This is a genomic window from Acidovorax sp. MR-S7 (assembly GCF_000400995.2).
GTDB lineage: Bacteria > Pseudomonadota > Gammaproteobacteria > Burkholderiales > Burkholderiaceae_C > MR-S7.
In genome coordinates, this window is sequence record NZ_DF238999.1 from 283,038 (window position 1) to 295,400 (window position 12,363).

12 protein-coding genes are annotated in these 12,363 nt (G+C 70.0%); 8 read left to right on the plus strand and 4 right to left on the minus strand.

Annotated elements, in window-relative coordinates; all coding sequences use genetic code 11:
* Positions 1 to 59: 59 nt before the first annotated feature.
* Both AVS7_RS22375 and AVS7_RS22380 read right to left on the minus strand, forming a co-directional pair.
* Entirely contained in the window at positions 60 to 1,361 is a 1,302-nt protein-coding gene (locus AVS7_RS22375; protein WP_020230990.1) for a HAMP domain-containing sensor histidine kinase, read from the minus strand.
* Positions 1,358 to 1,855 carry a response regulator transcription factor gene (locus AVS7_RS22380; protein ID WP_200405947.1) on the minus strand — a complete coding sequence of 166 codons (498 nt, stop codon included), beginning with the start codon at positions 1,853 to 1,855 and terminating at the stop codon, positions 1,358 to 1,360. The genes AVS7_RS22375 and AVS7_RS22380 overlap by 4 nt, the downstream gene beginning before the upstream one ends.
* On the opposite strand from AVS7_RS22380, the gene AVS7_RS22385 reads away from it, so the two are divergent.
* From AVS7_RS22385 to hpnE, 5 genes are all read left to right on the plus strand, one after another.
* Complete coding sequence (locus AVS7_RS22385) at positions 1,830 to 3,929, plus strand: TonB-dependent siderophore receptor (RefSeq protein ID WP_020230992.1); 2,100 nt, start codon at positions 1,830 to 1,832, stop codon at positions 3,927 to 3,929. The genes AVS7_RS22380 and AVS7_RS22385 overlap by 26 nt on opposite strands.
* Positions 3,930 to 3,982: 53 nt before the next feature.
* Positions 3,983 to 4,480: a Fur family transcriptional regulator gene (locus AVS7_RS22390; RefSeq protein ID WP_020230993.1), complete on the plus strand. Its 498-nt coding sequence runs from the start codon at positions 3,983 to 3,985 to the stop codon at positions 4,478 to 4,480.
* 299 nt (positions 4,481 to 4,779) lie between these two features.
* Positions 4,780 to 5,655: a squalene synthase HpnC gene (hpnC, locus tag AVS7_RS22395; protein ID WP_020230994.1), complete on the plus strand. Its 876-nt coding sequence runs from the start codon at positions 4,780 to 4,782 to the stop codon at positions 5,653 to 5,655.
* A 111-nt stretch (positions 5,656 to 5,766) separates the two neighbouring features.
* Entirely contained in the window at positions 5,767 to 6,615 is an 849-nt protein-coding gene (gene hpnD / locus AVS7_RS22400; protein ID WP_020230995.1) for a presqualene diphosphate synthase HpnD, read from the plus strand.
* Positions 6,612 to 7,898, plus strand: a complete 1,287-nt coding sequence (hpnE, locus tag AVS7_RS22405; protein ID WP_020230996.1) for a hydroxysqualene dehydroxylase HpnE — start codon at positions 6,612 to 6,614, stop codon at positions 7,896 to 7,898. The genes hpnD and hpnE overlap by 4 nt, the downstream gene beginning before the upstream one ends.
* 24 nt (positions 7,899 to 7,922) lie before the next feature.
* Here hpnE and AVS7_RS22410 read toward each other — a convergent pair whose 3' ends face one another.
* The gene (locus AVS7_RS22410; RefSeq protein ID WP_020230997.1) at positions 7,923 to 9,215 is read right to left on the minus strand and encodes a YihY family inner membrane protein; all 1,293 of its coding nucleotides are present in this window, start codon (positions 9,213 to 9,215) and stop codon (positions 7,923 to 7,925) included.
* 21 nt (positions 9,216 to 9,236) lie between these two features.
* Between AVS7_RS22410 and AVS7_RS22415 the strand changes: the two genes are divergently transcribed.
* Complete coding sequence (locus tag AVS7_RS22415) at positions 9,237 to 9,635, plus strand: DUF2069 domain-containing protein (protein WP_020230998.1); 399 nt, start codon at positions 9,237 to 9,239, stop codon at positions 9,633 to 9,635.
* Here AVS7_RS22415 and AVS7_RS22420 read toward each other — a convergent pair.
* Positions 9,610 to 10,560, minus strand: coding sequence for a LysR family transcriptional regulator (locus tag AVS7_RS22420; protein ID WP_024002116.1), 951 nt, complete (start codon positions 10,558 to 10,560; stop codon positions 9,610 to 9,612). The two genes, AVS7_RS22415 and AVS7_RS22420, sit on opposite strands and share 26 nt — an antisense overlap.
* Before the next feature lie 82 nt (positions 10,561 to 10,642).
* Between AVS7_RS22420 and AVS7_RS22425 the strand changes: the two genes are divergently transcribed.
* Positions 10,643 to 11,611, plus strand: a complete 969-nt coding sequence (locus AVS7_RS22425; RefSeq protein WP_020231000.1) for a tripartite tricarboxylate transporter substrate binding protein — start codon at positions 10,643 to 10,645, stop codon at positions 11,609 to 11,611.
* A gap of 4 nt (positions 11,612 to 11,615) precedes the next feature.
* Positions 11,616 to 12,359, plus strand: a complete 744-nt coding sequence (locus AVS7_RS22430) for an alpha/beta fold hydrolase (protein ID WP_020231001.1) — start codon at positions 11,616 to 11,618, stop codon at positions 12,357 to 12,359.
* Positions 12,360 to 12,363 lie beyond the last annotated feature (4 nt).

Below are 12,363 nucleotides of genomic sequence, written 5' to 3' on the forward strand. Positions count from 1 at the left end.
CCCGTCCCGCATATTACTGACTGACCGGTTAGTAATCTACGAGAGCATTCCCACGCCTGTCAAGCGAATGCCAGGGTGAAGCAGGTGCCATGTCCCTCGGCCACGGGCGAGAGCACCTCCAGGCGCCACGACTGCATGACGCAGACGCGCTGCGCGATCGCCAGCCCCAGGCCCGTCTGGTCCACGCTGGCGGCCGCTTCGCCGCCGCGCTGGTCGGCCCGGCGGTTGCTGAAATACCGCTCGAAGACGCTGCCCAGCTCCGAGGGCTCGATGCCCGGCCCCGTGTCCGTGAAGCGCAGGCCCTCCGCCGTGGACTCCACCACCAGCGTGGCCGGCGCCGCATGCAGGATGGCGTTGCGCATGATGTTGCGCATCACCGTCATCAGCGCGTGGCGGCTCAGCGTGGCCTCGTGCCCGGCCTGCACCGCGTTTACAAAGGCCAGGCCGGCCTTCCCGGCTTCGAGACGCAGGTTCTCGAAGACGTCGTCGACGCACGAGCGCAGGTGCACGCGGGCGTCGTCCTCGAAACGCGCGTGCGCCAGGTTGTAGGTGCTTTCCAGCGACTGGCTGATTTCCTGCACCAGCCCGGCGATGCGCTCCAGCCGCAGGCGCACGCCCTCGGGGTCCTTGACGCTGCCCCTGAGCATCAATTCCGCGTCGCTGCGGATGACGGTGAGCGGCGTGCGGATCTCATGGTGCAGGTTGGCGGAGAACTCGCGCTGGTCCGCGATGGCCGCATCCACCTGGTCCTGCACCCGGTTGAAGACCTCCACCAGCCTGTCGGCCTCGTTGCCCTGCCAGGCCACGGCACTGGCCGAGCTGGGCACCCAGCGCGTCAGCCGCTCCGTCAGCTGGTTGAGCGGCGTGACCAGCCAGCGCGCGACGGAACGGCTGACGAGCAGCGCCAGCAGGGAGCATCCCAGCACGATGGCCACCAGGGCCAGCGCGAAATCCCTCAACTGGTGGCGGATGACGATGGAGTCGTAGAGCACGTAGAGCCGCCCGTCCAGGGCATCCGCCACGGCCACGTGCCAGGTGCTCTCGCCCTGGTCCAGATGGTGCAGCCCCAAGGGCAGGGAGCGCAGCTTGGCCGGCATGCTGTCGGCGGGGTGCCTGTCCGACTCGCCCCAGGCGTACATCGAGGGGCCCATGTCGCGCTCGAACGGTTTCGTCCAGTCGCCGCCGAACCGCGTCACCCGCGCCACCAGACGCCTGGATTCGGTTTCCATGAGCTTGTCGATCATGTTTTCCTGGATGCGGACGTAGGCCAGGTACGCCAGCAGCGCCGACAGGCAGACGGCCAGGCTCACCAGGCAGGTCAGCACGAAGGTGGTGCGCGCGGCGATGGACTTGTTCTTCATCTGTCCGGACTCGCCAACCGCCAGCCGATGTTGTGCACCGTCTCGATGCCGTCGTAGCCGTGGACATTGAGTGCCTTGCGCAGCAGATGGAGCTGGCCGCGCAGGGCCTCCGCCGAGGGCGGCTCACCCTGCCACAGGTAGTCCTCCAGCCGCTGGCGCGACACCACGCGGCCCGCATAGCGCATCAGCAGCTCCAGCACCATGAGGCTCTTGCGCGGCAGCCGGACCTCCCGCCCGTCCACGGTCACGAGCTGCTGCGCCACCACATAGCGCAGCGGACCGTGGCTGAGCACGAAGGCGGTGTCGGACAGCTGCTTGCTGCGGCGCAGCAGCGCCCTGGCACGCATCACCACCTCTTCCAGCGCGAACGGCTTGACCAGGTAATCGTCGGCGCCGCCGGAAAACCCCAGCGACTTGTCCTCCAGCGCGGAGCGGGCCGTCAACACCAGCACCGGCGTCGCCAGCTGCATGGCCTCGCGCATCTGCCGCAGCATCTGGTACCAGGCTCCCGCTGCGGCCGCCAACACGAAGGTCACCGCGCCGCTGCTGGAAACGCCCAAGTCCATCACCGTGATTCCCGAAGAACTCATCAAGGACCGCGGCGCCACGTCGCTGCAGGACGTGCTGCGCACCACGCCCGGCATCACGCTGGGCGCCGGAGAGGGCGGCACGCCCAATGGCGACCGGCCCTTCATCCGCGGCTACGAGGCCAGCACGGACATGTTCGTCGACGGCGTGCGCGACTACGCGCGCGGCTCGCACGAGACGTTCAACCTGGAATCCGTGGAGGTGATCCGCGGCCCCAGCTCCGCCTACACCGGCCGGGGCGGCACGGGCGGCAGCATCAACCTGCAAACCAAGTCGCCCAAGCTCGCCAGGTTCATGGAGGTCAGCGCCGGCTACGGCACCTCCGGGCAGTACCGCACCACGGTGGACGGCAACTACGCCTTCTCCGACACTGGCGCGTTCCGCCTGAACCTGATGAAGATGGGCGGCGAAGTGCCCGGCCGCGACGGCGTGGACGTGGACCGCTGGGGCATCGCCCCCTCCATCGCCTTCGGCCTGGGCACGCCCACACGGGTCAAGCTGTCGTATGCGCACATCGAGAACAACGACATGCCCGACCAGGGCATCCCGTTCAGCAACGCGGCGCACCCAGAGCAGAACCGGCCGCCCCAGGTGAACCGCGACAACTTCTACGGTCGCCACCACACCGACTTCCGCGAGAACACGATGAAGACCGCCACGGCCATCGTGGAGCACGACTTCAGCGCCGACCTGACGCTGCGCAACACGCTGCGCCAGGCCAAATCGCTGAACCACTACCTGCTGTCGCGCCCGACGTTCGACAATTGCGCCCTCCAGCTCGGCACCGGCGCCAACCAGAGGCCCAACCCTGCCGTCGGCACCCCCGCCTGCGATCCGACCCACCCGGACGCCCAGTTCACGCGCGGCAACCGCACCTGGTGGCGCAGCGGCGAGTCGCTGGTCAACCAGACCGACCTGTCCGGCAGGTTCGCCACAGGCAGCGTGAAGCACACCTTCATCGCCGGCCTGGAGTTCAGCAAGGAAAAGATCTTCAACAAGGCCATGGGCGGCGCACCCGCCAGCGAAGTCGATTCCCTGCACAACCCCGACCCCGGCAGGAGCTACGCCTACCACCTCACCTACGGCCCCAAGACAGCCGCCGGCGACATCAAGACGCACTCGCTGTACTTCTTCGACACCATGGAATTCAACGACCGGTGGTCGTTCAACGCCGGCCTGCGCCGCGAATCCTTCAAGGTGGACAACTACACCCTCAGCCGCAAGGACGACTTCTGGAACTACCAGCTCGGCCTGGTCTTCAAGCCGGCGCCCAACGGCAGCATCTACCTGTCCTACGGCACCTCGTCCAATCCGTCCGGGGAGAACCTGGGCCAGGGCGGCGGCGCGGACGGCGTGGGCGGCGCGGCCACGGTGCGCGACCTGGCCCCCGAGAAAAGCCGCAGCTGGGAGCTGGGCACCAAGTGGGACGTGATGGACAACCACGCGCTCTCGCTGACCGCCGCCCTGTTCGAGACCCGGAAGACCGATGCCCGCTCCACCGATCCGACCACGGGCGACGTCACGCTGAACGGCAACAACCGCACGCGCGGCCTGGAGCTGGCCGCCACCGGCGCCATCACGCCCCGGTGGAATCTCTGGGCCGGCGTCTCCTTCCTCGACCCGAAGATCGACACCTACCGCAGCGGCACCAGCGTGTACGACGGCAACCGCATCAAGTTCATCGCCAAGCGAAGCGCCACCCTGTGGACCACCTACAAGGTGCTGCCGCAGCTCACCCTCGGCGGCGGCGCCAGCTACATGGGCATGCGCTACGCCGACGACGCCAACACGCTGCAGTTGCCCAGCCACGTGCGATACGACGCCATGGCCCGCTATGACGTGAACAAGCAGCTGTCGCTGCAGCTCAACGTCAACAACATTTCCGATACGGAAATCTACGACGCATCGCACGTCGGCCTGTTCGCCACCGTCGGCGCCGGCCGCTCGTACATGCTCACGGCCACCTACCGCTTCGAGTAAGGGCCCAGACCGCTGCCTGGCCCCGCCCAGGCAGCGGCGTGCAACACACCCCCATGCCCCCCGATGACACGCCCCTGCAGCGCCTGCGCGCCGCAAGCCTGCGCCCCACCCTCGCCCGCCTGGGCATCCTGGAGCTGCTCGAGGACGGCCCGCCCGGCCTGCGCGACGCCGACACCTTGCTGCGCGACCTGCTGGCGCGCGGCATGCCCCTGAGCCAGGGCACCGTGTACCGCGCGCTCAAGGACCTCGCCGCCCGCGGCCTGCTGCACCATGAATGGCGCAACGGCCGCAGCGGCGGCAAGGCCGTGTACGGGCTGCGCCCGCCTGGCGGCAGCGCGCGCGGCGTGCGCTTCGTGTGCGCGCAATGCGGCTGCACCGTCCTCGGCATCGACGACGCCGCGCTCGACGCGCAGATGCGCCGCCTGGCCCTGCACCACGGCCTGGAGATGGCCGCGCAGCCGGTGACCGTTCCCACCGTCTGCACCCAGTGCGCGCCCGCCAGCCGCCCCCTGCGCAGGCGGCCGCCCGTGCACGGCGCCACGCCGGCCTAAGAACGTGTTTACGATCTTTTCATGGCGCCCGCAAGGCAGCAAAGAGCCGCAATCTAGGCGCGCGCCGCAGGCCATGCTGGCGGCCTGGACAAGGTGCGCAACGACGAGTGCGGCTCTTTGCTGCCTTGCCCGGAGGGTTGCCCCGCCAAGGGGGCATCTGCCGCGTTGCCTGGCCGGCCGCGCAAATGCTCGCCGGGCCACCAGCCCGGCTGCGCTTTGCGCCTAACAGCTGCCCCCTTGGCGGGGCAACGGGCTCCATGAAAAGATCGTAAACACGTTCTAAGGAGCCATCGGGTACATTGCGCCCCGTGCCTTCCTCCCCCGAACCGCTCCACGCCACAGCGGCGCCGGTCACGCACTACGAGAACTTCCCCGTCGCCTCGCTGCTGTGCCCGCCGCACCTGCGCCAGCCCATCGCCGCCCTCTATGCTTTCGCGCGCACGGCGGACGACATCGCCGACGAAGGCGACGCACCCGCCTCCGAACGCCTGGCCGCGCTGGCCGCCTACGGCGCCGACCTGCAGGCCATCGCCGAGGGCCGCGCGCCCTCCCCGCGCTGGGCGGGCGTGTTCCTGCCGCTGCAGCGCGTGCTGCGCAGCCACGCGCTGCCCGTGCCGCTGCTGCACGACCTGCTGAGCGCCTTCGCGCAGGACGTGGAGGCGACCGCGCGCGCCGCCACCTACCCCGACCGCGCCGCGCTGCTCGACTACTGCCGCCGCTCGGCCAACCCCGTGGGGCGCCTGCTGCTGCACCTGTACGGCGTGCAGGGCGAAGCGGCGCTGCGCGAGAGCGACGCGATCTGCTCGGCGCTGCAGCTCATCAACTTCTGGCAGGACCTGAGCGTGGACATTCCGCGCGGGCGCCACTACCTCGCCGACGCCGACTGCGCCGCGCACGGCGTGTCGCGCGCGGATCTGGCTGCGCTGCGGCCCACGCCCGCCACCACGCGGCTGCTGCAGGACAACGCCCGGTGGGCGCGCGCGCTCATGCAGTCCGGCGCGCCGCTGGTGCACCGCCTTCCGGGCCGCGCGGGCTGGGAGCTGCGCCTGGTGGTGCAGGGCGGCCTGCGCATCCTCGACAGGATCGACGCGCTGCAAGGCGGCAACCTGTGCCGGCGCCCCGTGCTGGGCCCGCTGGACTGGCTGCGCATGCTGGCGCGGGCCGTGCGCATGTAGCTCCTCAAACAATAGCTGCTTGCGCTTGCTGCATAAGCGCTGGAGCCGTTTTTCATGCATAACCTGCGCGGGCCCGAGCCGCCTGCGCGCCATGGGACAATCACGCCCCACATGACCCCCGAGCAGTACGTCCAGCAAAAAGCCGCCGCCTCCGGCAGCAGCTTCTATTACGCCTTCCTGTTCCTGCCGCGCGAGCGGCGCGCGGCCATCACGGCTTTCTATGCGTTCTGCCGCGAAGTGGACGACGTGGTCGACGAGGTCAGCGACCCGGGCGTGGCCGCCACCAAGCTCGCCTGGTGGCAGGGCGAGGTGGCCCAGGCCTTCGCGGGCCAGCCCACGCACCCGGTGATGCAGGCGCTGATGCCGCACGCCGCGCTCCATGGCATCGAGGCGCAGCACCTGCAGGCGGTGATCGAGGGCTGCCGCATGGACCTGGAGCAGACGCGCTACCTCGACTTCGCGGGCCTGGCGCGCTACTGCCACCTGGTGGCCGGCGTGGTGGGCGAGGTGGCCGCGCGCATCTTCGGCCAGACCGACGCACGCACCACCGAATACGCGCACAAGCTGGGCCTCGCGTTCCAGCTCACCAACATCATCCGCGACGTGGGCGAGGACGCGATGCGCGGGCGCATCTACCTGCCCATCAGCGAGCTGCAGCAGTTCGACGTGCGCGCGCACGAGATCACCAAGCGCGAGTATTCCGAGCGCTTCACCGCGCTCATGCGCTTTCAGGCCGAACGCGCGCACCGCCTCTACGACGAGGCCATCGCCCTGCTGCAAACCTTGCCCAAAGCCGACCGCCGCGCGCAGAAACCCGGCCTGATGATGGCCAGCATCTACCGCACGCTGCTGCGCGAGATCGAGGCCGACGGCTTCCAGGTGCTGCACCAGCGCACCAGCCTCACGCCGCTGCGCAAGTTCTGGCTGGCGTGGAAGGTGCAGGCCCTGGGCATCCTGTGAAGACCGCCATCATCGGCGCGGGCTGGGGCGGCATGGCCGCCGCCGTGCGCGCGGCGCAGGCGGGCCACGGCGTGACCGTGTTCGAGGCCAGCCGCACGCCGGGCGGGCGCGCGCGCGCCGTGCCGGCACAGCTGGCCGACGGCCGCTCCGCCACCCTGGACAACGGCCAGCACATCCTCATCGGCGCCTACGCCGAATGCCTGCGGCTGATGCGCGAGGTGGGCGCCGACCCCGATGCCGCGCTGCTGCGCCTGCCGCTGGCGCTCATGTTCCCCGACGGCACCGGGCTGGCCCTGCCCGATGCGCCGCCGCCGTGGGACGCGCTGGCCGGCATCGCCACCGCGCGCGGCTGGAGCGTGGGCGAGCGCCTGGCGCTGCTCGCGCGCGCGGCACGCTGGCGGCTGGCGGGATTCCGCTGCGCACCAGCCGCCAGCGTGGCCGATCTGTGCGCAGGCCTGCCAGACCGGCTGGTTCACGAGTTCATCGCGCCGCTGTGCGTATCGGCGCTGAACACGCCCGCGCACGAAGCCTGCGGCCAGACTTTTCTGCGCGTGCTGCAGGACAGCCTGTTCAGCGGGCGCGGCGGCTCCAATTTGCTGCTGCCGCGCGCCGACCTGGGCGCGCTGCTGCCCGAGCCCGCCGCGCGCTGGCTGCAGGCGCGCGGCCACGCGGTGCACCTGGGCCGGCGCGTGCAGGCCGTTGCACACAACGGCGGCTGGCGCGTGGACGGCGAACCGTTCGACGCGGTGATCCTCGCCACCGGCAGCGCCGAGGCCGCGCGCCTCGCGGCCGGCACCGGCCTGCCCGCGGCGCACGCATGGGCCGCCACCGCCGCGGCGCTGCGCTTTGGCGCCATCGCCACCGTGTATGCCGAGCACATAGGCGCGCAGGACCCGCTGCTGCCGCATCCCATGCTCGCGCTGCGCAGCCGTTCGGGGCGGCCGGCGCAGTTCGTGTTCGACCGCGCGCATCTCGGCGGCCCGGCCGGCGTGCTGGCCTTCGTGGTCAGCGCCTTCGAGGGCGAGCGCGGCGCGCTGGAACCGCAGGTGCTTGCCCAGGCGGCCGAAGACCTGGGCCTGCACGGCCTGCGGGTGGTGCAGACGGTGGTGGAAAAGCGCGCCACCTTCGCCTGCACGCCCGGCCTGCAGCGCCCGCCGCGCCGCATCGCGCCAGGCCTGCAGGCCTGCGGCGACTACGTGGCCGGGCCCTACCCCGCGACGCTGGAGGGGGCGGTGCTGCACGGCGCGGCGGCCGCGCAGGACTTGAATGAAATCGGCCTCTAGCGCTTATTCAGAAAGCGCAAGCAGCTATCTTTTCAAGAGCGAAGGAGGCGGCAGTGGTTGCGCCTCGCCACGCTGCAGCACGTCGGCGAGCTTGAGCACTTCCATGCCCGTGTTGCCCCAGAAGCGCTCCAGCGCCTCGGCGCGCTCCACCAGCAGGCGCTGCACCAGCGGCTCCATGTGCGTGGTGGCGGGGTCGGCCAGCAGCACGTAGCGCGCGTCGGCCGAGCCGGGTGCGCCGGCGGCCGTCTCGTTGACCTGCACCACCCAGCCCAGGCCGGTGAAGGCGTCCAGCACGGGCTCGAGCTGCAGCACGTCCACGCGCAGCCGCTGCGCGAGCTGCACCGCGGTGAGGCCGTGGGCCGGCACGCCGCGCGCCGCGTGCAGTTGCTGCAGCGCCTCCACGGCCAGCAGGAAGGTCCAGCCCTGCCCGCCCGCAGGCCGCGCCACACCGGCCAGCAGGCTGGGCAGGTAGGCGGCCACCACCGCGCCCAGCAGCACGATCACCCAGGCCACGTAGACCCACAGCAACAGGATGGGCAACGTGGCGAAGGTGCCGTAGAGCACCGAATAGGTGGGCACCGAGGCCAGGTACAGCGCGAGCAGCTTCTTGGCCAGCTCCATGCCCACCGAGACGAACAGCCCGCCCGCCCAGGCGTGGCGCCATTGCACCTGCGTGTTGGGCACGTAGCGGTAGAGCGCTGCCATGCCCGCGGCCAGCACGGTGAACTCGATCGTGTCGAACAGGAAGCGCGCGCCGCCGGGCAGCGTCTCGCCCAGGCCGCGCGACACCGCCCCTGCCACCGACGTGGTCAGCGCCAGGCTCGCCCCCAGAATCAGCGGCCCGAGCGTGAGCGTGGCCCAGTAGATCAGCACGCGCTGGCCCAGCGGGCGCAGGCAGCGCACGCGCCAGATGGTGTTGAGCGTGCGGTCGATGGTCAGGATCAGCGCCAGCGCCGTCACCATCAGGATGGAAAAGCCGGCCACGCCCAGCCCGCTGGCCTTGGCGGCGAACTGCGTCAGGTAGCCCAGCACGGGGCGCGAGATGCTGTCGGGCACCAGGCTGTCGACCAGCCAGCGCTGCAACACCCTCTGCATCTGCCCGAAGATGGGGAACGCAGTGAACACGGCCAGCGCCACGGTCACGAAGGGCACCAGCGCCAGCAGCGTGGTGAAGGTGAGGCTGCTGGCCGTCAGGCCCAGGCGGTCCTCGCGGTAGCGCTCGCGCAGCGTCTGCGCGGTGGTGCGCCAGGGGAAATGCGACAACTCCACCAGCCACACTTCGAGGCGGCGCGCGGCGGGCAGTAGGGACAAAGGCATGGCCGATATGATGCCAGCCCCATGCAACCGCAAACTCCCTCCCCCGCGCCCGACGTGGCGGCCACGCGCTGGCTGGCCGTGGGCAGCCTGCTGGGCCTGATCGTGCTGTGCGTGGCCTGGGAGCTATGGCTCGCGCCCCTGCGTCCCGGCGGCTCGTGGCTGGCGCTGAAGGCGCTGCCCCTGGCCGTGCCCCTGGCGGGCCTGCTCAAGCGGCGCATGTACACCTACCGCTGGGTGAGCCTGATGGTATGGCTGTACTTCACCGAGGGCGTGGTGCGCGCCTGGAGCGACCCCGCGCCCGGCCGCTGGCTGGCCGCCGCCGAGATCGCGCTGTGCCTGCTGCTGTTCACCGCCTGCGCGCTGCACGTGCGCCTGCGCCTGCGGGCAAGCCGTGTCACTCCCCGGCGCTCTCCAGAGTGATGCCCGGGTAGCGCCCAACGCCGCGGGCCTTGCGCCGCAGCGCTTCCAGCACCAGACCGGCTGCGGGCGACAGTGAGCGACGCGCCCGCTGCATCACCATAATGCGGCGCACGATGCGCGGCTGGGCCAGGGGCGAGAAACGCAGATCGCGCAGCAACGGGTGGCGCGCCGTCAGCGCGGGCACGATGGAAATACCCAGCCCCAGCCGGATCGCTTCACACAGCAGCAAGGTGTTGGACACGCGCAGCGCGGGCCGCACCACGCTGGCGGGCATGCCGTCGGCATGTTCCAGCAGTTGGCTGATGGCGGTATCCACGGTCAAACCGACGAAGGCGCGCTCGGCAAGTTGACTGGCGCACAAATGCGGCTCGGCCAGCAGGGCATCGCCAGGGCGGGCCAGCAGGCCCATGCAGTCGCTCAGGAGCGGCTCACCTTCCAGCCCGTCGCCAGACGCCGCACGCCACGCTCCCACGCCAAAGTCCACCAGCCCCTTGCGCACACGATCGGCAATGCCCTGCGCACCATCCTCGTGCAGTTCCACCTGAATGCCAGGGTGGCGCCGCCGCAGCGCCGGCAGGCAAGGCAGCACCACGCCCGCAAGCACCGATGGCGCGGCGGCAATGCGCACCAGCCCGCCGCGTAGCGCGCCCAGGTCATCCATGCGGCGCACGCCCCGCTCCAGCACTTCCAGAGCCATGCGCACGTCCTGCAGAAAGGAGACCCCCGCGTCGGTCAAGCCCACGGTGCGGGTGGTTCGGTCGAACAGGCGCACGCCTACGGCTTCTTCCAGCATCCGAATCGACTCCGACAGAGCCGACTGCGTGATGTGCAACTGCTGCGCCGCTGCCGCGAACGCTCCGCAGTGCGCCACGGCATCGAAGGCACGGAGCTGGCGAAGACTGAGACTATTCGGAAAAACTGGCATAACTATCCGAATTATTGAAATTGTTCAAATTCTAGCCATCGCCTACGCTGCACGCCTTCCATGTCCAACAAGGAAAAGATCCATGCCCATCTTCCGAATCGTCCTGGCCCTGGCCTGTGCCCTGTGCGGCGTGCATGCTCCCGCCGCCGGCTACCCTGGCGGCAAACCGATCCGCATCATCGTGCCCACCGGCGCCGGTAGCAGCACCGACGTGCTGGCACGCGAGTTGGCCCAACGCCTGGCCGAGCGCATCAAGAACCCCGTGGTGGTGGAGAACCGCACCGGTGCGGGCGGCGGCATCGGCGCCCAAGCCGTCGCCAGCGCCCCAGCCGACGGCCACACGCTGCTGATGGGCACGATTGGCGTGCTGGCAATCAACGAACATCTGTATGCCCGCATTCCCTACGACGTGGAGCGGCAGTTCGTACCCGTGGTGGAAGTGGCCCGTGTGCCCAACCTGTTGCTGGTCAACCCCAGCCTGCCCGTCAGAACGCTGCCCGAGTTGATCGCCTATGCCCAAACGAACGCAGGCCGCCTGAATTTCGGCTCGTCGGGGAACGGCACGTCCCCGCATCTGGCCGGTGAAATGCTCAAGCACCGCGCAGGCATCACCGCCACCCACGTGCCCTACCGTGGCGGCCCGGAGGCCATCACCGACCTGCTGGCAGGCAATCTGCAATTCATGTTCTATCACGTGACCGGCGCGCTGCCCTATCTGAAAGACGGGCGGCTGCGCGCCATCGCGCTGGCCTCGCCGCAGCGCGACCCGCTGCTGCCCGGCCTGCCCACCTTCGCCGATGCGGGCATGGCGGACTTCGACGTGACCGCCTGGGTGGGCCTGATGGCTCCGCGCGGCACACCTGCGCAGGCCATCCGGCGACTGAATAGCGAAAGCAGCGCGCTGCTGGCTCAACCCGAGGTGCGCCAGCGCTACCGCGAGTTGGGGGCCGATGCGGCGGGCGGAACGCCCGAGGCGTTTGGCTCGCACATCAGAGCCGAATCAGCCAAGTGGGGCGCGTTGATCCGCCAGGCCGGCATCCGACTGGATTGAGCACATGGCCGTCATTGATCACCCCTGCGTCACTTCACGCGATGGCACCGCCATCGGCTACCGACAAGAAGGCAGCGGCCCTGCCGTACTGCTGCTGCATGGCATTCAGCGCACTGGGCAGGTCTGGGCCGGTGCGGCAGCACACCTGGCCGCACGCCATACGGTGCTGCGACCAGACCTGCGCGGCCGCGGCTTGTCGGGCGCGCCAGTTCGCCCCGAAGACTATCAACTTGAGCGCCTAGCCGACGACCTGGAAGCCGTCGTACTCGCCGCAGCCCAGCCGCTGGACATTGTGGCCTGGAGCATGGGTGTCTCTGTCGCACTGGCCTTCACCCGCAGGCCGGCCGCACAGTGCGTGCGGCGCTGGGTGCTGGTTTCCGGCTCGCCTTCGTCCGCAGGGACGGCCGGCTGGTTCCGCGGGCCATCGCTGGCCGAGGCCGAACAGGAAGCCATCGCCCGGGCCCAGGCCAAGGGCATGCAGGACACGGCATCGCCCTTCGCCGTGGCGGCGGCGTGGCTGGGCGCCAAACCCTATGACTTTCTTGAGGATCTCCCGCCTCTATCCGGCCCATTGCTCATCATCCACGGTGATGCCGACCCTGAATGCCCCCTGGAGGCTGCAGCGGCACTGGCCAGGCGCATTCCCGGAGCACGGCTGAAGGTGCTTGCCGGCGTGGGCCACAACCCCATGCAGGATGCGCCCGCCACTGTCTATAAACTGTTAGATGAATTTCTCGCACCGGCCTAAATAC

What these genes read in the sequence shown, in the direction of transcription:
- AVS7_RS22375 (WP_020230990.1), bottom strand. Translation starts at nt 1,361, where the DNA reads ATGAAGAACAAGTCCATCGCCGCGCGCACCACCTTCGTGCTGACCTGC.
- AVS7_RS22385 (WP_020230992.1), top strand. Translation starts at nt 1,830, where the DNA reads ATGGCCTCGCGCATCTGCCGCAGCATCTGGTACCAGGCTCCCGCTGCG.
- AVS7_RS22380 (WP_200405947.1), bottom strand. Translation starts at nt 1,855, where the DNA reads ATGCTGCGGCAGATGCGCGAGGCCATGCAGCTGGCGACGCCGGTGCTG.
- AVS7_RS22390 (WP_020230993.1), top strand. Translation starts at nt 3,983, where the DNA reads ATGCCCCCCGATGACACGCCCCTGCAGCGCCTGCGCGCCGCAAGCCTG.
- hpnD (WP_020230995.1), top strand. Translation starts at nt 5,767, where the DNA reads ATGACCCCCGAGCAGTACGTCCAGCAAAAAGCCGCCGCCTCCGGCAGC.
- AVS7_RS22410 (WP_020230997.1), bottom strand. Translation starts at nt 9,215, where the DNA reads ATGCCTTTGTCCCTACTGCCCGCCGCGCGCCGCCTCGAAGTGTGGCTG.
- AVS7_RS22415 (WP_020230998.1), top strand. Translation starts at nt 9,237, where the DNA reads ATGCAACCGCAAACTCCCTCCCCCGCGCCCGACGTGGCGGCCACGCGC.
- AVS7_RS22420 (WP_024002116.1), bottom strand. Translation starts at nt 10,560, where the DNA reads ATGCCAGTTTTTCCGAATAGTCTCAGTCTTCGCCAGCTCCGTGCCTTC.
- AVS7_RS22425 (WP_020231000.1), top strand. Translation starts at nt 10,643, where the DNA reads ATGCCCATCTTCCGAATCGTCCTGGCCCTGGCCTGTGCCCTGTGCGGC.
- AVS7_RS22430 (WP_020231001.1), top strand. Translation starts at nt 11,616, where the DNA reads ATGGCCGTCATTGATCACCCCTGCGTCACTTCACGCGATGGCACCGCC.